Source organism: Streptomyces sp. NPDC059166 (assembly GCF_042755185.1).
Taxonomy (GTDB): Bacteria; Actinomycetota; Actinomycetes; order Streptomycetales; family Streptomycetaceae; genus Streptomyces.
Genome location: NZ_JBHZCI010000058.1, coordinates 1 through 25,971, shown reverse-complemented (window position 1 = coordinate 25,971; position 25,971 = coordinate 1). Strand labels below are relative to the sequence as shown.

Sequence of the window (25,971 nt, the reverse complement as noted above, 5' to 3'; positions counted from 1 at the left end):
GTGCCGTGCGACTCGGCGGGCCGCAGAATCCTGGCACCCGGCAAACGGCTGGGGGAACGACAGCACCAACCGCCGTGACACGGACCCTTGAGGGGGAACTCCATGAGTATCACCATGCACGACGCACCGGCACCGGCCGCCGTACAGGCACTGTCTTCCGACCACCGGCTGGCCCTGCTCACCGCCCGGGCGGGCCTGGAGCCGGAGCTCGCGCAGCGCTACACGAGCGACCCGCTGTCGGTGCTCGCCGAGTTCGGTCTGCCGGCCGCGGAGCCGGTCTACTCGGGTCAGGGCGGCTCCGGCGTCCGCGAGGCGGGCCACGGCCTGGTGATAGACCGCCTGGACGGGGACGAGGTCACGCTCTACGGGTGCTACAGCGGCATGGCGCCCCTGCCCGGGGAAGAGGCCGGGGCGGCGCTTGCATGACCGGACGGGGGGAGTCGGGCAGCGAGCTGCCCGTGGGGTTCAAGAGGCATCTGCGGGTGGAGGCGGTCGAGGGGGACGCCGTCTATCTGCTGTCGGAGCAGGGCACGACCGCCCTGCAGGGCCGTGAGGTTCAGGAGCTCGCGGTTCTGCTGGACGGGACCAGGACCCTGCCCGACGTGCTGCGGGAGGCGTCGGCGACGCTGCCTCCCGCCACCGCGGCGGGGATGATCGCGGAGCTCGCACGGGCGGACCTGATCGGCTACCACGATCCCACCGTGGACGCGTCCGCCGAGGCCTACTGGGAGTTCGCCGGGGTCGACGGCCCCAGCGCCCGCGCCTCGTTCCGTACGAAGCCGGTGGAGCTCGTCGTCCTCGGGCGGGCCGATCCGGCCGCCGCGCGGGCGGAGTGCCTGGCGGCCGGGCTGCGGTTGACGCAGCCCGGCCCGCCGGGCCGGGGGGAGGCCGCCCTCTCCCTCGTACTCGTCGACGACTACCTCGACCCGCGGCTCGCCGAGGTCGACGCGGCGCACCGGGCCGCCGGGAAGGCGTGGCTGCCGGCCAAGCCGAGCGGCGCGGAGACCTGGGTGGGGCCGGTCTTCGGGGTCGAGGGGGCCGGGTGCTGGGAGTGCCTGGCGCACCGGCTGAGGGCCCACCGCACCTCCCGGACCCCGGTGCTGCACGCCCTCGGCCTGGCCGGGACTGTCCAGGTCCCGGAGGTCTCCTTCGCCCCCGTACGGGCGCTGGGCCTGCACACCGCGGTGCTGGAGGCCTCGAAGTGGGTGGCCGGGATGCGGTACGAGGGCCAGCGCGCGCTCTGCCGGCTGGACACCCGCACCCTGCACATCGAGCGCCACCGGGTGGACCGCCGCCCGCAGTGCGGGGTGTGCGGGGACCCCGGTCTCGTCGCCGCGAGGGTGCGAGGCCCGTTCGTCCTGCGGTCCAGCCCGAAGACGCACACCGTGGGGGGCAACCACCGGGCGCTCAGCGCGGAGACGGTGCTCGCCCGCTACCGCCATCTGGCCGACCCGGTCACCGGGATCGTCTCGGGGCTGCGTCCGGCTCCCGGCTCCCCCGAGGGCCTGAACAGCTACGTCGCCGGCCGCAACATGGCGCTGGGTGACAGCCGTTCGCTGGCCGGACTGCGGGGCGGACTGCGGGGGCGGAGCGGCGGTAAGGGGACCACCCCGCAGGAGGCGGAGGTCGGCGCGCTGTGCGAGGCGCTGGAACGTTACTGCGGGACCCGTCAGGGCGATGAGCCGACCGTACGGGAGACGCTCTCCGGACTCGGCGACGAGGCGCTGCACCCCAACGACTGCCAGCTGTTCGCGGACCGGCAGTTCCGCGACCGGGCGCGCTGGAACGCCGGGCAGTCCCGCTTCCAGCAGATCCCTCCGCGGTTCGACCCGGACGCGCCGGTGGACTGGACCCCGGTCTGGTCCCTCACCTCGGGCACCCGCAGGCTGCTGCCCACCTCGATGCTGTACTTCGGCCCGGGGCCCGACGGGATACCGGCCGCCCCGTGGGCCGACTCCAACGGGAACGCCGCGGGCAGCAGTCCGGAGGACGCGGTCGTCCAGGCGTTCCTGGAGCTGGTGGAACGGGACGCGGTGGCCCTGTGGTGGTACAACCGGACCCGGCAGCCGGCGGTGGACCTGGACGCCTTCGACGAACCGTGGCTGGCCCGCACCCGCGAGGCCTACGCGAGAATCGGCCGGGAGATCTGGGTGCTCGACCTCACCTCGGACTTCGGCATTCCCGTGATGGCCGCGGTCTCCCGGCGCACCGAAGGCCCCCGCGAGGACATCTCCTTCGGATTCGGCGCGCATTTCGACCCCCGGCTCGCGCTCCGCCGGGCGGTGACCGAGATGGCCCAGCTGCTTCCCCCTCCCGAGGTGCCCGGAGTCAATTCCGCGGACCGGCATCTGACCGCCTGGTGGCGCGATGCCACCATCATCAATCAGCCATACCTCAGGCCAGATTCGGCCGAAACGAATCGGGCTCCGGAAGCATGGCAGTTCACCGCGCGAGATGACCTGAGGGACGATGTGAAGTGGGCCGAGTCCCTTGTACGGAGCCAGGGGATGGAGATGCTGATTCTGGACCAAACCCGCCCCGACGTGGGGATTCCCGTGGTGAAGTTGATCATTCCGGGGATGCGGCACTTCTGGGCGCGATTCGCCCCGGGGCGTCTCTTCGACACACCTGTGAAACTCGGGCGTCTCGAAAGGCCCGTCCGATACGAGGAATTGAACCCCGTACCGCTGTTCGTCTGAATCCCGACGCCTCCGGCGCCCGCTGGCCCAAGGGCAGGCGAGGACATAACATGCGTCCGCCACAGTCGGTTTCATGGCGAGGAGGCGGCGATGCCGACGAGAAACGTCGTTCCGTTCTCACCTCGGTCCCAGGCGCCCGCACCCCGCCTGGCCCGCGCGGTCATCGTCGTGGCCCTCATGTGCTACAGCGCCATGACCGTGCTGAACGTCGTACGGACGAAGCCTCCCACCGGCCAGCTGGTCGCCTGCGTCCTGCTCGTGCTGGCGGTGTTCGGGGTGCAGCTGGCCGTCTCGTCACCGCAGGCGCGGCGGTGGCCGAACGGCTGGAAAGCAGCGGTCCTCACCGCGCAGGCGGTGCTCACCTTCACCCCGCTCGTCTGGTTCGGCACCAACTGGGGCAGCATGGAGGGGCCGCTGGCCGCCTCGCTGCTGCTGACCCTCCCGGCCAGGTACGCCTGGCCGAGCTACGGGCTCCTGATCGCCTTCATCCCGGTGTACAACGTGCTGGCCGGGGCCACGGTCGACCTGGTGCTGTACTTCACGATCGCCGGCGTGCTCACCGGGCTCGTCATCTACGGCCTGACCCGGCTGACGGACCTGGTGCACGAGGTCCACGCCACCCGGGAGGAACTGGCCCGGATGGCCGTGACCCAGGAACGGCTCAGGTTCGCCAGGGACCTCCACGACCTCCTCGGCTACAGCCTCTCCGCGATCACGCTCAAGGGCGAGCTGATCCAGCGGCTCATCAGCAGCCGGCCGGACCGGGCCCAGGAGGAGACGGTCTCGGTGCTGAAGGTGGCCCGGCAGGCCCTCGCCGACGTACGCCTGGTGTCCAGCGGCTACCGGGACATGTCGCTGAAGGAGGAGGCGGAGGCCGCGGGGGCGGTGCTCGCCGCCGCGGACATCCGCGCACACGTACACGTGGAGTGCGGCCGGCTGCACCCGGTGGTGGACACGGTGCTCGCCACGGCACTGCGCGAGGGGGTGACCAACATCCTGCGGCACAGCGGGGTCCGCAACTGCTCCATCACGGCGGCCACGGAGGCAGAAACGGTCCGTCTCCACCTGGTCAACGACCACCCGCACGAGCAGCCCGACGCGTTCACCGCGCGGTCCGGCGGGAGCGGACTCGACAACCTGCGCACCAGGTTCGACGCCGTCGGCGGGGGACTCGACGCGGGACTCAGGGACGACGGGCGCTTCCATCTGGAGGTGTGGGCACCGGTCCAGCCGCACAACCACCAGGAGGACGAACTGCTCCTCCTCGCCACGGCGGACGCGGAGAGAACGACCGCCGTGGCCTGACCACACCACTTGACGGGGGGAACTGATGCTGGAGGTGAGGATCCTCCTGGCCGAGGACGTCCACATGATCCGTGGCGCGCTCGTGGCACTGCTCCAGCTGGAGCCGGATCTGCGGGTCGTCGCCGCCGTCGACCGCGGCGACGTCATCGTGCCGGCCGCGCTCGCGTCCAAACCCGATGTCGCCGTGATCGACGTCGACCTGCCGGGCACCGACGGGCTCACGGCGGCAGCCGAGCTCCATGAGCAACTGCCCAGCTGCCGCACGCTGATCCTCACCAGTCTCGGACGGCCGGGCACCTTGCGCCGCGCGCTGTCCGCCCATGTGACCGGCTTCCTGCTCAAGGACTCCCCACCGGACCAACTCGCCCTGGCCGTGCGGTCCGTGGCGACCGGCCGGCGGGTCGTCGATCCCCAACTCGCTCTGACGGCCTGGGACTCCCCCGAGAACCCGCTCTCACCCAGGGAGCTGGAGGTGCTCCGGCTCGCCGCCCGCGGCGCGGACGCCGCCGAGATCGCCGGCTGCCTCTACCTCTCCAAGGGAACGGTCCGCAACTACCTGACGGCGATCGTCGGGAAGCTCGGCGCGCGCAACCGGATCGATGCCATCCGCATCGCGGAGGAGGCCGGCTGGCTCCCGTGACGGCGGGCGCCCCGTACGGGCCGATCCCGGCGGCCCCATCAGCATGTCCAGCATCCCGGCGTCCAGGGTGGTACCGACCGACAGGTCCGAGACGTCACCGAATCCGGTGTCGCAGACCGCCACGCTGACGACGTAGCCGCCTCCCGCCGGGCAGGTGAAGAACTGCCACTCCGCTCCCGGCACCGGCGTCCCGTCCGGCCGGACCAGCCGGGTGCCCGCGTCGTCCAGGGCGAAGCCGAACTCGGTGAAGCGGAAGCGCATCCCCTGCCCGAGCGCCTTGCTGTACGCCTCCTTCAGCGTCCACAGCCGCACCAGGGTGGCGTTGCGGGCCTCCTCGCCCCCGGCGTCCAGCCGCTCCTTCTCGAAGGGGGTCACCGCCTGGCGCTCCGAACCGGTGTGCGCGAGCCTGCGGTCGGCGCGCTCCACGTCGACCCCGATACGGCCCCTGCGGGTGATGCCGACCACCATCGTCTCCTCGGTGTGGCTGAGGCTGACGTCGATCTGGTCGCAGCCGCGCACATAGGGGCGCCCTCCCGGCTGGTACGCCAGATCGACGAGGTCCGGCGCCGTCCGCAGGGCCGCGGCGGCGGCCTCCCTCAGGAACAGCCGGGAGGAGACGAACCGGTCCCGGATGCGGGCCTGGGAGATGGTCTCGTACCGGCGCCAGTCCCGGCCGAGCCGGCGGCGCAGCTCCGCCTCGTCGCCGTACCGCGGCCGCCACGCGGGCATGGTCGCGTACAGCACCGCGCTGCCGGTGCGGGAGAGCTCCTCGTGGAGTCCTTCCCAGGGTCCGTCCGGTCCTTCGGCGGGGAGCAGGCGTCCCGTCCGCGCCCCCACGTCAGGCTCCGGACAGGGACGCCGCCAGCGGCCCGGCGTCGAGGGCGGAGATCACCCCGGCCAGGTCCACGGCGTCGCTCGCGGGCCCCTGGCACACCGGAATGCAGACCGGACCGCGCGGGCCTCCCCCCATGCGCCGCAGATACGGCGTGAGGACCGCCTGCGGGCCGATCTCGACGACGTGCGTCGGGGTCTGCTGCGCCAGCAGACTGCGTGCGGCGTCGGCGAACCGGACGGGCGCGGTGATCTGTTCGGTCCAGTACGGGGCGAGCAGCGGCTCGGTGGTGAGCCGCCCGTGCACCGTCGAGTAGAACGGCAGCTTGGGGGCACCGCCGGGCACCCTGCGGACGATCGCCTCGAACTTGGGGACCACCGGTGCCATCAGCGGCGAGTGGAAGGCGTGCGAGACGGCGAGGTGGCGGCAGCGGATGCCCCGCTCGGCGAGCCGGGCCTCGATCCGCTCCAGCGCGGTGCGGTCGCCGGAGAGCACGATCGCCTTGGCCGCGTTGATGGCGCTGATCCCCACATCGGGTTCGCCGGCGACCAGTTCCGCGGCCTCGTACGGGGTGACGCAGGTGGCCAGCATGCCGCCCCCGGGCGGCAGGTACTGCATGAAGGCGCCCCTCATCGAGACCAGCTTCGCCGCGTCGGGCAGGGTCAGGGCCCCCGCGACGGTGGCGGCGGCGAACTCCCCGATGCCGTGGCCCAGTACGGCCACCGGCCGTACCCCGGCCTCCTCCAGCGTCCGGGCGAGCGCGTACTCCACGGCGAACAGGGCCGGCTGGGTCATCGCGGTGCGGTGCACCCCCGGGTCGTCGGAGAGGATCATCTTCACGACCGACTGCTTGGTCCACTGCGTGATCGCCGCGTCCGCCTCCTCCAGGAAGGCGCGGTACCCGGTGGAGTTCAGGTACAGCCCGGACGTCATGCCCGGGTGCTGCGAGCCCTGGCCGGTGAAGACGAACGCGGCCCGCACGGCGCTGCTGCCCCGGTTGAGGTCCCTCATCGCCAGCAGGTCGGCGAGCTGGCGCAGCGTGGGGTAGGCCCAGATGTCCTCGGGTTCGATCAGCGGGCCGAACTCCTCCTCGATGTCGCCGTAGAGGCTGAGTCCCGCCACCGAGTCGAACCCCTCCTCCGCGAGCGACACGGTGTCGTCCACCGCCCGGCCGAGGTAGTGGGTGACACGTTCGGTGAGCCACTCGCGGTGCGCTACCGCGAAGTCGTCCTCGGTGCGCGGCGGTTTGTCCTGCATGGGTTCTGCTCCCTGTCTGGCTCTGGGGCGGGGGGTGCCCGGGGGGGGTGGGGGTCAGGCGAGCGGTGAGCTGTAGAGGTCGTAGCTGCGGCGGTTGTGCAGCCTGGCCATGGCCTCGTCCAGCACGGTCCGCTCGAAGGCCTCGGGGCGGTCCGGCAGCGGCAGTCCCAGCCGTCCGACGAGCCGGTACAGCACCGCCGTGGCCCATGCCGGTGCCGCGAGGAAGGCGCCGGCCGGGCCGGCGGGGGCGTTCCGCTGCTCACGCCACACCCCGAGCACCGCCGCTCCCGCGAGGACGAGTGTGTAGCGGTCGGCGAGGCTGAAGCTGTACGGACTCGACAGGGCCTCCCGGTCACCGTCGGGCACCTTCTCGAAGGCCTTCTTCAGCTCGACCAGCTCTCCGGTGAGCGCCCTGGCCAGGAACCGCAGCGCCCCGGTGCCCGTGGCGGTGCCGTCCTCCGTGCCCGCCGACTCCAGCAGGTCGGTGCAGGCGACGAGGGTCGCGGCGAGCGGGTCCCCGTCGCCGAGCAGTTCCAGCTGCGAGATGTCCAGCGGCGGCAGCGCGTCGTACGGCCGGAACACCCCGGGCGGCGGCTCGGGGTCGGCGAACCAGGCGTGCCGGGCGAAGTACGGCAGCTGCGGCAGGATGCTGACCTGCCGCCCGGCGCTGCCCGCGTGGCCGAGGGAGGTCACCGGCAGGTCGCGCCGCTGCTTCTGGAACATGCCGTACGCCCCGTCCTGGGCGAACGTCTCCTCCCCCAGGACCGACGACATGGCGTCCATGCTCTCGGCGACCAGCTTGGGCGCCAGATAGGCGGCGGCCGCGGCGTACGCGCTCATCTGGCGGGGCAGCAGGTGCAGGGCCCTGGTCGCGACGAGGGCGAGGCAGTCGATGACCAGGAGGTCCAGGAAGCCACCGGTGATCACGTCACGGACGTGCTGGACGTCCAGCGACGACCGGCCGTCGGCGCGGGTGCGGGCGGCGAACCGGGCCACCGTCCGCAGCGCGGTGTCCGCCCCGGCGAGCACGATGGACGGGATCAGCCCGCGGATGAGCAGCGAGGACCGCAGGGAGAGTTCGTAGCCGTCGCCGACGCCGCCGAGGACCGCGGACGACGGGACCGGGCAGGCGTCGAACCGCAGTCCGCCGAAGAGGGCGCTGCGCATGCCTGTCGTGGTGTGCCGGGCGAGGTCCTCCACCCGGCCCTCGGGCAGCTCCTCCCGGTCGAGGAGCAGCACCGTGTGGCTGCGCCCGCGCTCGGCGCCCTCGGTGCGGGCGAAGACGACCAGGCCGGTGGCGCGGGAGGAGTTGGCGATCCCGGACTTGCTGCCGTCGAGGATCATCCCGCCGGGGACCGGGCGTGCGGTGAACTCGTCGCGGACGAAGTCGTTGCCGTGGGCGACCTCGTGCCGGGCGACCGCGACGCGCTTCCCCTCCAGGAGCAAGCGGGCGACGTGCTCGCGCTGCGCCCGGTCGCCGGCGTTCCACACGGGGGCCGCGGCGAAGAAGCAGTTGAGTCCGTAGCCGAAGCCGAGGGACGCGTCGCGCCGGAACACCGGGCGCAGGACGCGGCCCAGCACGTCCATCCGTTCCAGCCGGCCACCGAGTCCGGCGGGCACGAACTCGGCGTTCAGGTAGAAGTCGTCGAGCACCCGCTCGGCCTCGGGCAGCACCTCACCGGCCGCGTCGGCGGCGAGCAGTCCGGCCGCTCCCAGCGGGTTGTCCGGGTCGTCCAGGGGGCCGAAGGCCCGTTCCAGGGCGTCGATCCTCTCCTGTACCGCCTTCATCGCCGCCTCCCCGCCGCGAGCAGTTCCTCGATCTCGGGCTCGATCCGCTGGTACAGGGGGGTCAGTTCGCCCCGCAGGAACAGTTCGCGCATGGCGGCCCGTTCCACCTTGCCGCTGGTGGTGCGGCGTACGGTGCCGGGGCGGACGAGCAGGACCGCGGAGGTCCGGATCTCGAACTCCTCGCCCAGGCGTTTGATCACGGCAGCCGCGAGGGCCGCCAGGTCGATGTCGTACTCGCTGCGGGCGCGGAGCTCCTGCACCACGACGACGCGTTCCCGGCCGCCGGGGACCGCGAAGGCGGTGGCGGCCCCGAACAGGCCGCTGACCTGCTGGGCGGCGCGTTCCAGGTCCTGGGGGTAGAGGTTGCGTCCGGCGATCACGATCATGTCCTTGAGCCGGCCGGTGACATGGAGAACCCCTTCGCCGAGCGCCCCGAGGTCGCCGGTGCGGAGGTAGCCCCCGTCCTCCCCCTCGATCCGGCAGCCGAACGCGGCGGCGGTCTCGGCGGGGCGGGCCCAGTAGCCCGGGCCCACGGCGGCTCCGCGTACCCAGATCTCGCCGATCCTGCCGTCCGGGAGCGCCCGGCGGGTCACGGGGTCGACGACGCGCAGCTCCACGGAGGCGGGAGGCCCGCAGTGTGCCAGCGTCCTGGCCCGGCCGGCCGGGGCGGCGAGCACCCCGGCCTCCAGGGCGGCGGCGTCGACGGTGCGGGTCGCGGCGGCCGGCGCGGCGGGGGTGCCGGACACCAGGAGGGTCGCCTCGGCGAGGCCGTAGCAGGCGGCGAGCGCGCCGGGCCGCAGTCCCGCCGGGGCGAAGCGCTCCGCGAACCGTCCCAGGGTCTCGGGCCCGACGGGCTCGCCGCCGTTCACGGCGACCTCCCAGCGGGACAGGTCCAGCCCCGCGAGCTGCGAGTCGTTGACCCGGCGGACGCAGAGTTCGTACGCGAAGTCAGGGGCGCCGCTGGCGGTGAGGCCGTAGCGGGAGATGGTCTCCAGCCAGTTCGCCGGACGCTTCACGAAGGAGCCCGGGGTCATGAGTACGGCGGTTCCGCCGAGCCACAGGGCGTGCAGGACCTGCCCCGCCAGCCCCATGTCGTGGTGGAGGGGGAGCCAGCCGCCGATGCGGCTTCCGGGCCGGGTGCCCAGGGCCTCGGTGATGGCCCTCTGGTTGGCGATCAGGCTGCGGTGGGTGACGATCACACCTCGCGGTTCCCGGGTGGAGCCCGAGGTGTACTGGAGGTAGGCCACGGTGTCCGGCAGGGCTTCGAAGGGCTCGGCCGGGGCGTGGGCGGTCGCGGCGGGACCGTCGGCCGGCAGGCAGACGACCTGGCCGTGACCGGTGCGCGCCAGCAGCTGGGAGACCTCCGCGGCCTCCGCGGCCGAGGTGAGGACGCACGCGGCCGCCGAGTCCTTGACGATGCCGGCGATCCGGGCGTCGTGGTGCCCGCGGCCGCCGGGCGGCGCCACGGGGACCGCGACGGCTCCCGCGTACAGGCAGGCGATCAGCCCGGTGACGAAGCGCTCGCGTGAGCGGTGCGCGAGCAGCACCCGCTCCCCCGGCCTGACGTGCCGGCGCAGGCAGGCGGCCAGGGAGCGGGCGGCGCGGTCGAGTTCGCCGTAGGTGACGGTCCTCGGGCTCAGGGTGCCGTCCCGGTCGGTGAGGAGGATGAGGGCCTCCCGGTCCGGTGTGGCGGCCGCTTGGGCCTGGATGTGCTCCGTATAGGTCTGGTGACCGTTCACGCCTCCCCCTCCCGTGCCGTGGGGGTGCCCGCCATGACGGCCCGCGGCTGGATCTGCTGCGGGCGGGGCAGGGACGCGCCTCGCGGGCGCCCCTGTCCCGTCCCCGGATGTGCGGCGAATGTCCGTGTCACGGTGCGGTCCAGGTGGCCGCCGGCCGGTGTGCGGCGCGCTTGACGGTCCACCCCGCATAGGCCGCCTTGGCCTCCTCGTCCGGTTCTCCGGAGCGTCGGGCCAGGGCGAGCAGTACGGCGGTGACGGCCGCCAGTTCGGCGTCGTCGGGCCGGCCGCGGACCACGGTGATGCGCATCGGATTCGCCATGGCTACAGGGTGCGCGCACCTGCTCGAAGGCGGCTCGTGTCCGGGACGTGCCGGAGCCGAGGGCTCCGGCCCTCGGCTCCGGTGGTGCCTCTTGTGGTGCCGTCGGCCCGTACGGCGACGGGGCGTTCGCGCCGCGGTGTCGTGCCGTCGTCGGACGACGGCGCGTCCGGGCCGGACGTGGCGTCAGACGACGACGCGTTCGTAGGCGACGTGCCGCGAGCGTTCCATGACGAGGTCCGCGTCCTCCCGGATCCGCCGGACGAGTGCGGCGCGGCCGCTGTCGGCCAGGGCGCGGTCGCAGTCCCTGGCGTCCTGCCACCACTGCAGACCCGTGTAGACGTCGGGCCGCAGGGTGGATCGGAGCAGGTCGCTTCCGCCGAAACCGCCCAGTCCGCCGAAGAGTTCGGCGGACTCCTCGAAGAACCGCTCCACGGCTCCGTGGCCGCCGAAGACCCGGGCACGGGTCAGCAGCACGGTCGCCTCACCGACCTCGGCCTCCCGTCTCAGTACCCGCGCCACGCTGACCGCCTGGTCGACCTCGGTGTCGACGAGCGGGCCGAGCTGTCGGACGTGGTCCTGGAAGGTGTCGTCGTGGACGGTGGCCAGGAAGCCTCTCGTGGTACGCCAGTGCCCCAGGTGCACGTACACCTGCGGGCGTTCGACGAGCCGGAGGGTCACGAGGAAGTCGAAGTCCTCGCGTCTGCGCAGGTACTGGGAGTGGTCCCGGAACCGGCGCTCGAACCGTCCGGCGTCGCCCTTCACCTCGAAGCGGTTGACGACCGTGAGAGGGGTGTCCTGACTACGACTGTGCACGCGCTTCCTCCGCGAACTGCTTTGCATGGCGCAAGGTGGTCGAACTGTTGGTCCCGAGGGACCTGCGCACCAGCGCCCGGGCCTCGGCGAGCGTGGCCTCGGGTCCCAGGGCGGTGCGTACACCCTCGGGGTCGAGGGTCACGGTGTGCCACGAGGTGGCCCGGACGGTGCCGTCGCCCAGCGACTCGATCACCCAGCGTCCGGTGTGCCCGGCCATGGCGACGGGCACGCGCAACTGCTTGTAGACGATGGTCTCGCGGTCCTCGAAGCAGACCCGGACCGACGTCGTGTTGTGGGTGGACCCGTCGGGGCTGCGGGTGTCCATGTCCATGTGCTGGATGCCCTGCTCGTCCTCGGTCAGGTCGAGCCGGGCCACGTGCGGCAGCCGCTCGGGCCAGAGGTCGGCGCGGTCCAGGAACGCGTAGACGTCGCCGGCGGCGCCGAAGACGGTCTCGGAGTCGCTGAAGGTGAAGTGGAGCTCCTCGCGTGCGTCGCCCAGCTCCGCGGTGTTCTTCAGGGCGAGGAGTTCGGCCCGGCTGTTGCCGTCGACGGCCGCCTCGATGAGCTCCTGGGCCGCGGGGTCGTCGTCCACGGCCCGGTAGTCGTGGAGGAGGGTGACCCGGGTGGTGCCGTCCTCGAGTCCGGTGATGCGCCATTCGCCGCCCATGGCGGCCACGGGGGCCGCGGTGACGACCTGCCGGAAGGTGATCGTGCGGGCGACGGGGTCCAGGAGGCGGCGGGAGGTCCAGGTGCGGACCTTGTCGCCGGCGACGGCCCAGATGCGCAGCAGTTGGTCCCCGCCCTCCGCGGGGGCCTCCTCCAGCACCTCCACGTGCACGGTCGGCCCGAAGACCTGCGGCCACCCGGTGACGTCGGCCACCAGGGCGTAGACCGCGGCGGGCGGCGCGGCCACGGTGACGGAGTGCTCGGTGACGTGGAGTGCTTCGGTCTCGGACGTTGCGGTCGGTGCCACGGGGAACCTTCCCTTCGGACAGTCCGCGGCGAGGCGGACCTCAAGGCTGACATGAATGGCTCAAGCGAAACTGGAGAAACGGTGGACCCGGCCGGTGAACCCCGCCGGGCCGTGGTGGTGGGGTCAGGGGCCGGCCCAGTGCGGCTGTTCGAGCACGTCGATCACGGCGCAGCCCCAGCTGTATCCGGCCCCGACACTGACCAGGACGATCCGGTCACCCGGTCGTGCCAGACCGGAGGCGGTCAGGTGGTCGAGACCGGCGAACTGGTCGCCCGCGCCGAGGTGCCCGACCGTGCGGTTCCACTCCCAGGTGGTGCGGGCCGGGTCGATCCCGAAGGGCTTGTGGAAGATGGCGTCCAGCCGGCGCCGGCCGAAGTGCGGCAGGACGACCCAGTCGGCGTCGCCGAGTTCGGACCCGGCGTCGGCCAGGGCCTGCTTGATGACGGTCTGCTGGCCGGCGTGGGCGCGGGTGATGGCGTAGGAGATCCCGTTGCGGCCGACGAAGTCCCGCTTGGCGGCGTCGAAGTCCACGGGCATGCGGTGCCCGAACGGTGCCGCGGTGAACGGATCCTGTCCCCGGTGCAGCGGCTCCAGTTCCGGGTCCGCGTGCAGGGCGAGCGAGACGAGGCGGGCGTAGCCGCCGCGCCGGGAGAGGACCAGGGCGGTGGCTCCGTCGGCGTACGGGGTGCCGGGGTCGGTGTTCCAGCGGTCGATGCCGGGCGGGCAGAAACGGTCGGCGGTGGTGAGCAGGGCGTCGCTGTGTCCGTGGCCCGCCGAGAGGTAGGCGGTGGCCAGGTCGATCGCGGCGAGCCCTCCGTTGGACATCTGCCGGATCTCGACGGCCTGGCAGGTGTTGCCGAGGACCTCGCGCTGGATGTACGAGCCGACCGGCCAGAGGTCCTGGCCCTGGTGGTAGGTGTCCGCGTGCAGCAGCAGGTCGACGTCCCCGCCGTCGGTACCGGACCGCTCCAGCGCGGTCCTGGCGGCGGCCACGGCCATCTCCGCGGCGGACAGGTGGGGTGAGCAGGCCACGGACTCCATGCCGGTGGCCGCGGCCACGCGGGGCGGGCAGTCACCGGCGGCCACGGCGTCGGCGACCGGGATGCGGGAGGGGAGGCAGGTGGCGGTCCCCCGTATGTAGACGTCTTGCAGACGCACTGTCGTCACTCCAAGGTGTGGGCGGGCTCAGCCCGGGGCGGCGGCCAGGGGCGGGGCGTCCGCGACCCGTCCGGGCGGACCGTCGAGCAGGACGTAGTGGACGGCGTCGAGGAGCGCCTGCCAGCTGGCGGCGGTGGTGTTGCCGTCCACACCGACCGTCCCCCAGTGGCGTTCGCCGTCGCGGTAGGAGATGAGCACCCGGGCCGCGGCCCCGCTGCCGGTCTCCCCACTCAGCACCCGCACCCGGTAGTCGACGAGTTCGAGCCGGGCGAGGGCCGGGAAGCAGGGGTCGAGGGCGGTGTGCAGCGCGGTGTCCAGGGCGTTGACCGGTCCGTTGCCGATGCCGGTCGCGGTGACGGTGCGGCCCTGGACGGCGAGCCGTACGGAGGCCTCGGTGCGGACCTCTCCCCCGCTGCTGCCGGAGACACCGACGGACCAGGACTCGACCTCGAAGGGCCTCGGGCCGCGTCCCCCGTCGAGCTGCTCGCGGAGCAGGAGCTCGAAGGAGGCGTCGGCGGACTCGAAGCTGTAGCCGCCGTTCTCCAGTTCCTTCACCCGGGTCGCGGCTCTGGCCACCTCGTCGGAGCCGGCTTCGAGGTCGTAGCCGAGTTCGCGTGCCTTCAGCTCGATCGAGGAGCGCCCGCCCATGTCGGAGACCAGGGTGCGCATGGTGTTGCCGACGAACTCCGGTGTGGTGTGCTGGTAGAGGTCGGGGTCGACCCGCAGCGCGGAAGCGTGCAGGCCGGCCTTGTGGGTGAAGGCCGAACCGCCGATGTAGGGCGCGGCCGCGCTGCCGGGCACCTGGGTCAGTTCGGTGACGGCCCGGCCGGTCGCGGCCAGCCCCCGGAGCTTCTCCAGCGGTACGACCTCGCGGCCGCGCTTGAGTACGAGGTTGGCCGCCACGGTGAACAGGTCGGCGTTGCCGCAGCGTTCGCCGTAGCCGTGGGCGGTGCCCTGGGCGTGGACGGCGCCGGCGTCGATCGCGGCCATGGTGTTGGCGACCGCGCAGCCGGTGTCGTTGTGGCAGTGGATGCCGATCGGCACGCCGGTGAGCGCGATGGTCTCGGCGACGACGGCGCGTACCTCGTCGGGCAGGGAGCCGCCGTTGGTATCGCACAGCACGACGGTCTCCGCACCGGCCTCGGCCGCCGCCCGGACCACTTCGAGGGCGTACTCGCGGTTGAGGAGGTAGCCGTCGAAGTAGTGCTCGGCGTCGACGAAGACCCGCCGGCCCGCGTGCACCAGGTGGCGTACCGTGCCGCCGATCATCGCCAGGTTCTCGGCGAGGGTGGTGCGCAGGGCGTGCCGTACATGGCCGGTGTGGCTCTTGGCGACCAGGGTGATCACCGGTGTCCCGGCCTCCAGCAGGGCACGCACCTGCGGGTCGAGGGACGCGGACACACCGGGCCGCCTGGTGGCGCCGAACGCGGCGAGCTCCGCGTTCTCCAGGCGGAGTTCGGTACGCGCCCGGCGGAAGAACTCGGTGTCCTTGGGTACGGCGCCGGGCCAGCCGCCCTCGATGAAGCCGACCCCGAGGTCGTCGAGCCGGCGGGCGACGGCGAGCTTGTCCTCGACCGTCAGCACCATGCCTTCCTGCTGGGTGCCGTCACGCAGGGTCGTGTCGTAGAGCTGGAAGCTCTGCTCAGCCATCGCCGCTCCCTCTGTCTGGTCGGCCGGCCGGCCGGGGGTTCCCGGTGGCGGTGGCCGGCGTCTGTCGGCTGCGGTCCCCAGGTTCGGGCGGGTGCACGGAGGCCCGCTGGAGCGGAGGTGGACCGGGCGGCCAGTGTTGCCCCGGAGAGCGGGCGCACGCGAAAGCGGCGGTCCGGACGGCTCGGGGCCGTCCGGACCGCCGCCCGGTTCAGCGGGGCGGGGGTGGCGCCTTCGTCAGGACGCCGCCTGGGCCGGTTCGGCCCCCGCCTCCTCGCCGCCGTCCTCGCGCAGCCTGCGCGGCACGGCGAACAGCAGGAGGAAGACCAGGGCGGTGATCCCGACAAACACCAGCAGCAGGGTCTGGAAGCTGGCGGCGAAGGAGGTGCCGGTGGCGTCCTCCTGGTAGCCGTCCAGCACCGCGGCCACCTCGGGGTTGGTGAGCGGAGCGGCGGTGCAGCTGTCCGGGACGATCGCGGCGTCCTTCTCGCGGGCGCGGTCGGTGGCGCAGGTGCGGAAGGCGGTGGCGACGCTCTCCGCCTCGCCGGGGGTGACCCCCGCGGTGGCGACGAGCTCGCTGCGCAGCTCGGGCAGCCGGTCGTCGACGGCCGTGCCGGTGTTCCCGACCAGGCCCCCGAAGAAGACCACGCTGACCAGGGCGCCGCCGATGGCGAAGCCCAGCTGGGTGTTGGTGTTGACGAGGCCCGACGCGGAGCCCGCGTCCTTGTGGCCGACCTCGGAGGTGACGATCAGCGGCAGCGGGGTCGCGACGGTGCCGAAGCCGAGGCCGACGAGGAAGAGCGGGATGGCGATGTTCCACGAGGTGACCTCGCTGCCCTTGTCCCCGGCGACCCAGAAGTAGGCGAGGAGGCCGACGACGAGGACGAGTGCGCCGGCCTGCATGGCCTTCCGGCCGAACTTGGGCACCAGGATCATCACGGAGGACGTCGCGGTCAGGAAGGCGCCGACACAGAACGGCAGGCTGGTGAGGCCGGCGCGCATCGGGGACCAGCCCTGGCCGATCTGCATGTACAGCGTCCACCCGATGGTGAACATGCCCATGCCGGTGTAGAAGATCAGGTTGACCGCGAGGCCCGAGGAGAAGCTGCGGGTGCGGAAGAGGCCGAGCTCGACGAGCGGCGAACCGTCCTTGGCGGCCTTGTGCTTCTGCCACCGGACGAACCCGAAGAGCACCCCGATCGAGGCGATCATGGAGACGAATCCCCAGGTGGGCCAGCCCAGCTCGCGACCCTGGAGCAGGGGGTAGACGAGCATGACCATGCCGACGGTGGCGAGGACGACCCCGACGGTGTCCAGCCGGAGGGCGTTCGGCGCCTTGGACTCGGAGATCACCTTGGAGCCGTAGACCAGGCCGACGATGCCGACGGGCACGTTGACCAGGAAGATCAGACGCCAGTCGAGGCCGAAGAGGTCCCACTGCACCATCAGGCCGCCGAGGGCGAGGCCGAGGGTGGCGGCGAGCCCGCCGACCAGGCCGTGCAGGGCGAAGGCGGTGCCCCGCTCCTTGTTCGAGAAGGTGACGTGGATGATCGAGAGCACCTGCGGGATCATGACGCCGGAGAAGGCGCCCTGGAGGACCCGGGAGGCCACCAGCTGCCAGGGCTCCTGGGACAGACCCGCCGTCAGCGACATGGCGGTGAATCCGGCCACGCCGATCATGAACATCTTCTTGCGGCCGTAGATGTCGCCGAGCCTGCCGCCGAGGATCAGCATGAGCGCGAAGGCCAGCTGGTAACCGACCAGCACCCACTGGATGGCGGAGTAGCCGGCGCCCAGTTCACGCTGCATGGACGGTGCGGCCACGTTGGCCACGGTGCCGTCGAGCAGGTCCATGAACGCGGAGACGAGCAGGACCAGCAGGGCCGCCCAGCGCTTCGGGTCCAGGTTCACCGAGGGGGCGTCCGTCTCCTTCCCTTTCACCTCCGTCTCCACGGACGGAGCCTGCTCCGAGGAAATAGCCATGGTGTACCTCTCTGTGTCTCGATGCGCGGGGGGTTGGATGTCCCGGGGGGTCCCCCGAGGGGGCGGGAAGCGGCTGGGGCTGTCCCGCGGAGCGCGTACGCCGGCGGCGGGACGGCCCTTCGGTCACGGCCTGCGGCCGTGGGGGTCCACTCCGCAGGATTCCGGTCGCCGGTGGACTACCGGTGGAGTGCGGCTGAAGCGGGGGGCCGGAGCGGCGGGGGCGCTGCCCCTGGACAGCTGGTGCGGATGCCGTGCGGCCTCGTCGAGGCGGAGTACGGGGGTGACGCAGGCCTCCGTGCTCTCGAAGCGCCGGGCCCAGGTGTCCCGGTCGTGCCGCAGGAACACCTCGGCGAACGCCCGCCGCAGAGAAGGCCACCCGGCTGTGTCGGTCCGGTCGGGAAGGTCCGCCGGGTCGAGACCGAGACCGTCCAGCAGGGCGGTGTAGAAGCGGTCCTCCAGGGCGCCGACCGCCACGTGCCCGCCGTCGGCGCAGGTGTAGCAGGTGTAGAAGGGCGCGCCCCCGTCGAGCAGGTTCGCGCCCCGTTCGTGGCGCCACTGCCGGGAGCCGGCCATGGCGACGACCATGGAGAGGAGGCTGTTGACCCCGTCCACGATCGAGACGTCCACGGTCTGGCCCAGCCCTGAGGTACGGCGCTCGTGGAGGGCGGCGAGGACGCCGGCGACCAGGTACATCGCGCCGCCGCCGAAGTCGCCGAGCAGGTTCACCGGCGGGACCGGGGGGCCACCGGCCGGCCCCGTCGCGTACAACGCCCCGGTGAGCGCGAGGTAGTTGATGTCGTGGCCAGGGGTGAGAGCGAGGGGTCCGTCCTGGCCCCAGCCGGTCATCCTGGCGTACACCAGTCCCGGGTTGCGGCGGGCGCAGACCTCGGGACCGATGCCCAGGCGTTCGGCGACCAGCGGTCTGAAGCCCTCGACCAGGACGTCGGCGCCGTCGACCAGGCGCAGGAGTTCCTCCGTCCCGGCGGGGTCCTTGAGGTCCAGGGCCACCGTCCTGCGGCCCCGGTCGAGCTCTCGGTGCCAGTCGGCGAACGACCTTCTGCCGTCGGCCCGTTCGACACGCACCACGTCGGCTCCCAGGTCGGCGAGCATCATGCAGGCGAAGGGGACCGGCCCGATCGCCGAGAGTTCGACGACCTTCAGGCCGTGCAGCGGTCCGGCCGCGGTCGGTGTGGTCATCGCTGCTCCTCCTGGTCGCCTCCGGTGGGCGAGGGAAGGCTGCGGTGCGGGGCTCGCGCGGGGCCTGAGGCGGGGCGGAGCGTGACCGGCCCAGGAGCCCGTGGGCGTACGGGGCCCCGCGCGCGGCCCGGGCGGCGCCGCCGGTCGCGCCCCGGACCGGAACGGTACGGATCCCCGGGCGCGCGGCCCGGGCGGCACCCGCCCGGGCCGGGTTCCAGCCCTGCTCGAGGGGACGTCCGTAGCGTCCCGCCCGACAGCGTCGGCCGGGCCGGCCCCACGAAGCTCTGGAGGAAACCCCGCATGAGTACGGCACTCACGCCCTTCCGCGTCGCGTTTCCCGAGTCGGACCTCGACGACCTCAGGGACCGCCTGGGCCGGACCCGGTGGCCGGAGGCCGAGACCGTCGGCGACTGGTCGCAGGGTGTTCCGCTGGACTACCTGAAGGACCTCGCGGAGCGCTGGCGCACCGCCTACGACTGGCGGGCGACCGAGGCCCGGCTCAACGCCCTCGACCAGTACCGGACCGAGATCGACGGTCTGGGCATCCACTTCCTCCACGTGAGGTCCCCGCACCCGGGTGCGGTGCCCCTGCTGCTGACCCACGGCTGGCCCGGCTCGGTCGTGGAGTTCCTGGAGCTGATCGGACCGCTGACCGACCCCGAGGACCCCGCCGACGCCTTCCACGTGGTCGCCCCTTCGCTGCCGGGCTACGCGTTCAGCGACAAGCCGGCCGCCACCGGCTGGACCGTGGAGCGCACCGCCGCCGCCTGGGCCGGGCTGATGGCACGTCTGGGCTACGAGCGCTACGCGGCACACGGGGTGGACTGGGGCTCCTTCCTCACCGGGGCGCTGGGCACCGTGGACGCGGCGCACCTGCTGGGCATCCACCTGGTGATGCCGTTCGCCCGGCCGCCGCAGGAGCAGGTGGAGCTGGACGCCCGGGACCTGGCGGGCCTGGCGGCCCTCAAGGAGTTCCAGCAGAACGAGGGCGGCTACTCGGCCGTGCAGTCCACCCGGCCGCAGACCCTCGGCTACGGCCTCACCGACTCCCCGGTGGCCCAGCTGGCCTGGATGGTCGAGAAGTACTGGGCGTGGAGCGACCACGACGGTGACCTGGAGAAGGTCGTCCCCGCCGAACGCCTGCTGGACGCGGTGACCCTGGCCTGGCTGGCCGGGACCGGCGCCTCGTCCTCGCGGATCTACTGGGAGAGCCACAACAAGATGGCGCTGGACCGTGTGGACGTGCCCACGGCGTGCGCGGTCTTCCCCCGTGACGCGCGGATGCCGCGCGCCTGGTGCGAGCACCGCTTCACGGACCTGCGCCGGTGGACCGACCACGAGCACGGTGGCCACTTCCCCGCGCTGGAGCAGCCTGAGCTGCTCGTGGACGAGCTGCGGTCCTTCTTCCGCCCGCTGCGCTGACCGTACGGCCGAGGAGCAACCGACCATGACATCCTGCCCCGCCGGCGGCGCCCCTGGGGGACCGCCCCCGTTCCCCTTCCCCGGGTCCTCCTACTCCGGCCCGGCCCCGCTCCTGGAACGGCTCGCCGCCGAGCAGCCGGTCCTCCGCGTCGAGTGGGCCGGCGGAGGCCACGCCTGGCTGGTGACCCGGCACGAGGACGTGACGGCCGTGCTGGAGGACACCCGCTTCAGCAGGGCCGCGTCGTACGCGCCCGAGGCGCCGCGCCTGAGCGGCCTGTTCCAGGCCCCGCCCGGGATGATCGTGTCGCTGGACCCGCCGGAGCACACCCGGCTGCGGGACCTGGCGTCGCAGGCGTTCTCCCCGGCACGGGTCGGAGCGATGCGCCCCCGGGTCGTGGAGGTGGCGGCCGGGCTGCTGGACGCGCTGGAGAAGGACGCCGGCGACGGCCCGGCCGATCTGGTCGAGGGTTTCGCCTCACCGCTGGCGATGACGGTCATCTGCGAACTGCTGGGCGTCCCGGAGGAGGACCGGGACCGGTTCCGCTCGTGGGTACGCCGCTTCGCGGACGTCTCCGCGCCCGAGGAGGACTCGGCGGAGGGCGGCAGGCTGCTCGGCGGGTACATGGCGGACCTGGTCGCCGCCCGGCTGGCGGAGCCCGCCGACGACGTGCTCTCCGCGCTGGCCGCCGCCCGCTCGGGCGAGGACCGGCTCTCCTTCGACGAGCTGGTCGGTCTCGGCTTCACGCTCCTGGGCGGCGGTTACGACTCATCGGCCGGCCAGATCGGGAACTTCGCCACGATGCTGCTCGCCCGGCACCCCGGGGTGTGGCGCCGGCTCGGCCGGGCGCCGGAGGAGATCCCGGCCGCGGTCGAGGAACTGCTGCGCCTGGTCAACCTGAACGGCAACGACACCTCGGGCCTGCCCCGTATCGCCCTGGAGGACGTCGAGGTCGGCGGGGTCACCGTACCCGCGGGTGACGCGGTGTTCGTCGCCTTCGTCACGGCCAACCGTGATCCCGCGGTCTTCCCGCGGGGCGCGCGAGCGGACTTCGGCCGCCGCGACAACCCCCATCTGGCGTTCGGCCACGGCATCCACCGCTGTCTGGGGGCCCCGCTGGCCCGGCTGGAACTGGCCGTGGCGCTGGAGGAGCTGACCCGCCGCTTCCCCGACGCCCGTCTCGCCGTACCCGAGTCCGCCCTCGTCTGGCGGGCCGGCGACGTCAACCACAACCTGTCCCGTCTCCCCGTCCACCTGCGAAGGAGCACCACATGACCGCCGATCAGCTGCCGGCGACCAGCCGGGAGGTCCGGCTGGCTTCCTACCCCGAGGGCGATGTCACCCTCGACCACTTCGAGCTCGCGGAGTCCGAGCTGTCCGAACCCGGCGAGGGCCAGGTCGTCGTGCGCAACGACTGGATGACCCTGGGTTCGGTCGCCCGCGACCAGATGAACCCCCACACCACGCTGCCGATCCCGGTCTTCCAGCCGGGCGTCGCGATGTGGGGCAGGACGGTGGGGACCGTGGTCCGCTCCAACAGTCCGCTGCTCGCCGTCGGTGACCTGGTGGAGCACTTCTCCGGGTGGCGCGACTACGCCGTGGGCACCGCCCACGAGTTCTTCAGGCGCGACCGCTCCCTGCTGCCGTCCGCCGAGTACTTCCTGTCCCAGGGGCCGACGGCGTGGCACGGCATGGCGGAGACCGCGCAGGTGAAGGAGGGTGACGTCGTCTTCGTCTCCGGCGCCACCAACGGCGTCGGCGCCCTGGCCGGGCAGATCGCCAAGCTGCACGGGGCCGCGAAGGTCATCGGGAGCACGGGGTCCAAGGAGAAGATCGACTTCCTGGTGAAGGAGGCCGGTTTCGACGCGGCCTTCGACTACCACGACGGCCCCGTGGCCGAGCAGCTGGCCGAGCTGGCCCCGGAGGGCCTCGACGTCGTCTTCGACAACGTCGGCGGCGACCAGTTCGAGGCTGCCGTGCAGGCCGCGAACCGGGGCGCCCGAATCGCGCTGTGCGGGGTGCTGGCAGGTCAGCACGGCGACGACGGCGGCAGCCCCCGGCTTCCGCTGATGACGGCCATCACCAAGGACCTGACCCTGCGGGGTTTCGCCACGATGCACACCCCGGACCAGATCGACGGCTGGAACGCCCGCTTCGGCGAGTGGCTGGCGCAGGAGCGGATCGTCTTCCCGCACACGGTCGTGGAGGGCGGGGTCCCCGCGCTGCCCCAGGCCTTCGTGGACCTGCTGGACCGCCGCTACAGCGGCACCGTGCTGGTCAGGCTCGGCGGCTGACGCCGGCCGGTGCGCCGCCGGGACCCGTCCGGCGGCCCGGCCCTCTCCGGTGCCCCGGGTCCCCGCGACCCGGGGCACCGGAGCGTTTCCGCCGCCCCCGCTTCAGCCCCGTCCCCGCCCCGCGCCCCAGCCCGTGTCTCCCCCTATCCGAAGAGGACAGAGATGGCCACACCCGATTCCGGCGTACTCGACGACCTGAGTCTCAACCGGGCATTGCTCGCACGCCAGTTGCTCCTGGAACGCTCGGACATGGACGCCGTCGCGGCGGTGGAGCACCTGGTCGGGATGCAGGCCCAGGCCCCCGATCCGCCGTACATCGGCCTGTGGACCCGGCTCGCGGGTTTCCGGACCCTGGATCTGGCGTCGAAGGTTCGGAGCCGCGAGGTGGTGCGGCTGGTCCTCATGCGCGGCACCATCCATCTGGTGTCGGCCCGTGACTGCCTGCGGCTGCGGCCGGTGCTCGCCGAGTCGCTGGAGCGTTCGCTGAGGAGCACCTTCGGGCGGAAGCTGGAGGGGCTCGACCTCGCGGAGGTCGTGGCGCTGGGGACGGACGCCGTGGAGAAGGAGCCGCTGACGCTGGGTGCCCTGGGCTCCCGGCTCGCCGAGCGGTGGCCGGACCGCGACGCCTTCGCGCTGGCCAACGCCGTACGCAACCTGGTGCCGCTGGTGCAGGTGCCTCCCCGCGGGCTGTGGGGCGAGAGCGGCCGGGCCGCCCACACCACCGCGGGATCCTGGCTCGGTGCCGGTGCGGACGCCGAGCCCGACGCGGACTCCGTGGTGCTGCGCTATCTGGCCGCCTTCGGTCCCGCCTCGGTGAAGGACATGCAGGCGTGGTCCGGCATGACCCGCCTGGCGTCCGTGGTCGGCAGGCTGGGGCCGCGTCTGCGGGTCTTCCGCGGTACGGACGGGCGCACGCTCTACGACCTGCCGGAGGCGCCGAGGCCGGACCCGGGAACCCCCGCGCCGGTCCGCTTCCTCCCGGACTTCGACAACATCCTGCTGTCCCACGCCGACCGGAACCGGATCCTCTGCGAGGAACGCCGCCGGCTCGTCTTCACCCGGAACGGCCTGATCAGGCCGACCTTCCTGGTGGACGGACGGGTCGCGGGGATGTGGCGCGTCGACCGGGAGCGGGACACCGCGCGCCTGGTGCTGCAGCCCTTCGAACCGCTCTCCCGCCGGGTCCGGGACGAACTGGCCGACGAGGGTGGCAGGCTGCTCGATTTCGCGGCGGCCGGCAGCACGGACACCGCCGTCGTCCTCGACGAACAGCTCTGAGCGCGGGCCGTCCGCCGGGCCCCGACGGACGCAGGTGCGCGGCGGCCCACCGGAGGGACCCGGCGCCCCGGCGGGCTCCGCGACCGCTCGACCGGCACCCCAGCTCCGCCCGGTGTACTGGCGGCCCGGCCCCGCAGCCCGCCCGCAGACCACCGGCCGAGAGAGGGAACTCCCATGTCGGAACAGCCTTTTGCCGAATCCACCGTCGTCGTGACCGGGGGAGGCACCGGCATCGGCCGGGCGTCCGCCCTGGCGTTCGCCGGCCTCGGTGCCCGTACCGTCGTCATCACCGGCCGGCGTGAGGAGCGGCTCGCCGAGGTCGCCGCGCTGCACGCCTCGGTGGTTCCCGTCGTCGCGGACGTGACCACACAGGCCGGGGCCGAGGCCGTCGCCGCCGCGGTGAAGGACCACGGCGGCACGCTGGACGTGCTGGTGCACAACGCCGGGGTCTTCCGCTTCACTCCGCTGGCGGCCCTCGATCCCGCCACGGCGCGCGAGGTGCTCGACACCAACGTCCTCGGCCCGGTGCTGCTGACCCGCCAGCTGCTCCCGCTGCTGCGCACCCCGGGCGGCAGCATCGTGCTGGTGTCCAGCCGTGGCGGGCACAACCCCGGACCGGAGAGTTCGCTGTACTCGGCGAGCAAGGCGGCGGTGCACAGTTTCACCCGGAGCTGGGCGGCCGAGCTGGCGGCCCAGGGGATCAGGGTCAACGCCGTCGCCCCCGGTTTCGTACGCACCGAGGCCTACCAGGCCAACGGCCTGTCACCGGAGCAGGCGGAGGGGCTCTTCGCCGGAGTCGCGCAGTCCGTGCCGCTCGGCCGGATCGCCGAGGCCGAGGAGATCGCCACCTGGGTCACCCGGCTCGCGGGGCCCTCCGACTCCCTCGTCACCGGCCAGATCCTCACCCTGGACGGCGGCATGGACGTGGCCGCACGCTGAGCGGCGTACGCCTCCACCCGTACACCGCCACCCGCGCGTGGCCAGGCCCACGTCCCACCCGCGCGTCTCCACCCGCACCACAGGAACAGCAGGCCGCACAGCCGTGCGGCGCACCATCCGCGTGTCATGACCCTTACGGACCGGAGAGGATCGATCCCCTGTGACCATCCAAGACCTTGAGCCAGCCGCCGCCGAGGCCGAGGCGGAGACGTTCCCCTACAAGCGCCAGTGCCCCTTCACTCCCCCGGCCGCCTACACCGGCATGATCGAGAAGGACGTCTCGCAGGTCACCCTGGACGGTTCCGGCCTGCGGATATGGACGGTGACGGGCTATCAGACGATACGCGAGCTGCTCACCGACCCCCGGCTGAGCGCGTCCCGCAAGCACGACAACTTCCCCTTCTACTTCGTGGCGCCGCCGGAGTACCGCACGGAGACCTCCTTCATCGGCTACGACGGCCAGGCCCACAGCAGCACCCGCCGCAAGGCGGCGCTCACCTTCACCCACCGGCAGGTCCAGCGGCTGCGCCCGAGGATCGAGGAGATCGTCGACGACCATCTGGACCAGCTGCTGGCGATGGGCGCCCCGGCCGACTTCCACCGGGTGTTCTCCCTGGCCGTGCCGATGACCGTGATCTGCGAACTGCTCGGCATCCCGCAGGACCAGCACGAGTTCTTCATCAAGCACGGCACCGCCCTGCTCGGCGGGCACAGCTCCACCGAGGAGCGCCAGGCCGCGATCGTCGAGGTGAACGCCTACATCAGCGAGCTCATCCAGCTGAAGAAGAAGGAGCCCGGCGAGGACCTGCTCAGCCGGGCGATGGCCGACTACGAGGCCTCCGGGGAGGAGTACACCGACCGGGACCTCTTCAACATGGTCCGGCTGCTGATGAACGGCGGTCACGAGACCACCGCCAGCCAGATCTCGCTGGGCACCGCCTGCCTGCTGGAGAACCCGGACCAGTTGCAGCTGTTGCTCGACGACCCCTCGCTGGTCAAGCCGGCGGTGGAGGAGCTGGTGCGGTTCGCGACCATCGGCGACACCGCCGTCCCGCGGGTCGCGCTGGAGGACATCGAGATCGCGGGCCAGACGATCCGCAAGGGCGACGGCATCCTCTGCCTGGGCCTGGCGGCCAACCGGGACCCGGAGGTCTTCCCCGAGCCGGAGAAGCTGGACATCAGGCGCGGCAGCCGTAAGCACCTCGGCTTCGGGCACGGCGTGCACCACTGCATCGGCGCGGACCTGGCCCGGCTGGAGCTGGAGATCGTGTGGAGCAAGCTCTTCCAGCGGATCCCGACGCTCAAGCTGGCCAAGCCGTTCCTGGACATCCCCCGCAAGGAGGGCGCGGTCATCTACGGCCTGTGGGAGCTGCCGGTCACCTGGTGACCGGCCTCCGCTCGCCCGGCCCGGGGCCGGCGGGGCGGATCGTGGAGGGGGCGGTGCCGTCCGACGACGGCACCGCCCCTCCGCGCGTCCCGTACGCCCGTGGCGGGGCCAGGCGGGACACGCCTCACCCCTGCCCCCTCATCCCGGGCACGCGGACGCCCGGCCGGTGCGCACCGGCCGGGCGTTCGCGTGCTCGGGGTGTCCCGTGCCTAGGTGTATTGCCCTGTGAGGTTGGGGACGCGGCTGGCGGGTGGTTTGCCTGCGAGTGCGGTGTGGCCGCGGTGGTGATTGTAGGAGTGGAGC

General features: G+C 72.7%; 20 protein-coding genes and 1 pseudogene. 10 read left to right on the top strand and 11 right to left on the bottom strand.

The annotated features are described in order from the left end of the window. Nucleotides 1-102: 102 nt before the first annotated feature. The 4 genes from ACFXOA_RS30010 to ACFXOA_RS29995 all read left to right on the top strand — a co-directional run bounded on the left by ACFXOA_RS30010 (nt 103) and on the right by ACFXOA_RS29995 (nt 4,644). Nucleotides 103-426 (top strand): hypothetical protein, encoded by a 324-nt coding sequence (locus tag ACFXOA_RS30010; protein WP_385034942.1) that lies wholly within the window; start codon nt 103-105, stop codon nt 424-426. After that, on the top strand, nt 423-2,699 hold the full coding sequence (locus tag ACFXOA_RS30005; protein WP_385034940.1) for a TOMM precursor leader peptide-binding protein: 2,277 nt from the start codon (nt 423-425) through the stop codon (nt 2,697-2,699). The genes ACFXOA_RS30010 and ACFXOA_RS30005 overlap by 4 nt, the downstream gene beginning before the upstream one ends. A 90-nt stretch (nt 2,700-2,789) precedes the next feature. Then, complete coding sequence (locus tag ACFXOA_RS30000; protein WP_385034938.1) at nt 2,790-4,004, top strand: sensor histidine kinase; 1,215 nt, start codon at nt 2,790-2,792, stop codon at nt 4,002-4,004. 25 nt (nt 4,005-4,029) lie between these two features. Then, nucleotides 4,030-4,644: a DNA-binding response regulator gene (locus ACFXOA_RS29995; protein ID WP_385034936.1), complete on the top strand. Its 615-nt coding sequence runs from the start codon at nt 4,030-4,032 to the stop codon at nt 4,642-4,644. A gap of 132 nt (nt 4,645-4,776) precedes the next feature. On the opposite strand, the pseudogene ACFXOA_RS29990 reads toward ACFXOA_RS29995, so the two are convergent. The 11 genes and pseudogenes from ACFXOA_RS29990 to ACFXOA_RS29940 all read right to left on the bottom strand — a co-directional run. Further along, nucleotides 4,777-5,112, bottom strand: a pseudogene (locus ACFXOA_RS29990) (4'-phosphopantetheinyl transferase family protein); the annotation flags it as partial. A gap of 370 nt (nt 5,113-5,482) precedes the next feature. Further along, nucleotides 5,483-6,733 (bottom strand): acyltransferase domain-containing protein, encoded by a 1,251-nt coding sequence (locus ACFXOA_RS29985; protein ID WP_385034934.1) that lies wholly within the window; start codon nt 6,731-6,733, stop codon nt 5,483-5,485. 54 nt (nt 6,734-6,787) lie between these two features. Beyond that, nucleotides 6,788-8,521, bottom strand: a complete 1,734-nt coding sequence (locus tag ACFXOA_RS29980) for an acyl-CoA dehydrogenase (protein ID WP_385034932.1) — start codon at nt 8,519-8,521, stop codon at nt 6,788-6,790. After that, nucleotides 8,518-10,260 carry a fatty acyl-AMP ligase gene (locus tag ACFXOA_RS29975; RefSeq protein ID WP_385034930.1) on the bottom strand — a complete coding sequence of 581 codons (1,743 nt, stop codon included), beginning with the start codon at nt 10,258-10,260 and terminating at the stop codon, nt 8,518-8,520. The genes ACFXOA_RS29980 and ACFXOA_RS29975 overlap by 4 nt, the downstream gene beginning before the upstream one ends. A gap of 127 nt (nt 10,261-10,387) precedes the next feature. Further along, the gene (locus tag ACFXOA_RS29970; protein WP_385034928.1) at nt 10,388-10,579 is read right to left on the bottom strand and encodes an acyl-CoA carboxylase subunit epsilon; all 192 of its coding nucleotides are present in this window, start codon (nt 10,577-10,579) and stop codon (nt 10,388-10,390) included. 183 nt (nt 10,580-10,762) lie between these two features. Next, on the bottom strand, nt 10,763-11,392 hold the full coding sequence (locus ACFXOA_RS29965) for a hypothetical protein (protein ID WP_385034926.1): 630 nt from the start codon (nt 11,390-11,392) through the stop codon (nt 10,763-10,765). Continuing rightward, the gene (locus ACFXOA_RS29960; protein ID WP_385034924.1) at nt 11,379-12,365 is read right to left on the bottom strand and encodes an aromatase/cyclase; all 987 of its coding nucleotides are present in this window, start codon (nt 12,363-12,365) and stop codon (nt 11,379-11,381) included. Before ACFXOA_RS29960 ends, ACFXOA_RS29965 begins: the two co-directional genes overlap by 14 nt. 123 nt (nt 12,366-12,488) lie before the next feature. Further along, nucleotides 12,489-13,523 (bottom strand): ketoacyl-ACP synthase III family protein, encoded by a 1,035-nt coding sequence (locus ACFXOA_RS29955; RefSeq protein WP_385034922.1) that lies wholly within the window; start codon nt 13,521-13,523, stop codon nt 12,489-12,491. Nucleotides 13,524-13,550: 27 nt separating this feature from the next. Further along, nucleotides 13,551-15,173, bottom strand: a complete 1,623-nt coding sequence (cimA, locus tag ACFXOA_RS29950; RefSeq protein ID WP_385034920.1) for a citramalate synthase — start codon at nt 15,171-15,173, stop codon at nt 13,551-13,553. A 234-nt stretch (nt 15,174-15,407) separates the two neighbouring features. After that, on the bottom strand, nt 15,408-17,153 hold the full coding sequence (locus ACFXOA_RS29945; RefSeq protein ID WP_385034918.1) for an MFS transporter: 1,746 nt from the start codon (nt 17,151-17,153) through the stop codon (nt 15,408-15,410). Nucleotides 17,154-17,276: 123 nt separating this feature from the next. Further along, entirely contained in the window at nt 17,277-18,350 is a 1,074-nt protein-coding gene (locus tag ACFXOA_RS29940) for a CaiB/BaiF CoA transferase family protein (protein WP_385034916.1), read from the bottom strand. A gap of 300 nt (nt 18,351-18,650) precedes the next feature. Between ACFXOA_RS29940 and ACFXOA_RS29935 the strand changes: the two genes are divergently transcribed. From ACFXOA_RS29935 to ACFXOA_RS29910, 6 genes are all read left to right on the top strand, one after another. Further along, nucleotides 18,651-19,772, top strand: coding sequence for an epoxide hydrolase family protein (locus tag ACFXOA_RS29935; protein ID WP_385034914.1), 1,122 nt, complete (start codon nt 18,651-18,653; stop codon nt 19,770-19,772). A 25-nt stretch (nt 19,773-19,797) separates the two neighbouring features. After that, nucleotides 19,798-21,045: a cytochrome P450 gene (locus tag ACFXOA_RS29930; RefSeq protein WP_385034912.1), complete on the top strand. Its 1,248-nt coding sequence runs from the start codon at nt 19,798-19,800 to the stop codon at nt 21,043-21,045. Then, nucleotides 21,042-22,064, top strand: a complete 1,023-nt coding sequence (locus ACFXOA_RS29925) for a zinc-binding dehydrogenase (RefSeq protein ID WP_385034910.1) — start codon at nt 21,042-21,044, stop codon at nt 22,062-22,064. The genes ACFXOA_RS29930 and ACFXOA_RS29925 overlap by 4 nt, the downstream gene beginning before the upstream one ends. A gap of 162 nt (nt 22,065-22,226) precedes the next feature. Further along, nucleotides 22,227-23,342 (top strand): winged helix DNA-binding domain-containing protein, encoded by a 1,116-nt coding sequence (locus tag ACFXOA_RS29920; protein ID WP_385034908.1) that lies wholly within the window; start codon nt 22,227-22,229, stop codon nt 23,340-23,342. Between the two features lie 174 nt (nt 23,343-23,516). Further along, the gene (locus ACFXOA_RS29915; protein ID WP_385034906.1) at nt 23,517-24,281 is read left to right on the top strand and encodes an SDR family NAD(P)-dependent oxidoreductase; all 765 of its coding nucleotides are present in this window, start codon (nt 23,517-23,519) and stop codon (nt 24,279-24,281) included. Between the two features lie 160 nt (nt 24,282-24,441). After that, on the top strand, nt 24,442-25,668 hold the full coding sequence (locus tag ACFXOA_RS29910; RefSeq protein ID WP_385034904.1) for a cytochrome P450: 1,227 nt from the start codon (nt 24,442-24,444) through the stop codon (nt 25,666-25,668). The last annotated feature ends 303 nt before the right edge of the window (nt 25,669-25,971 follow it).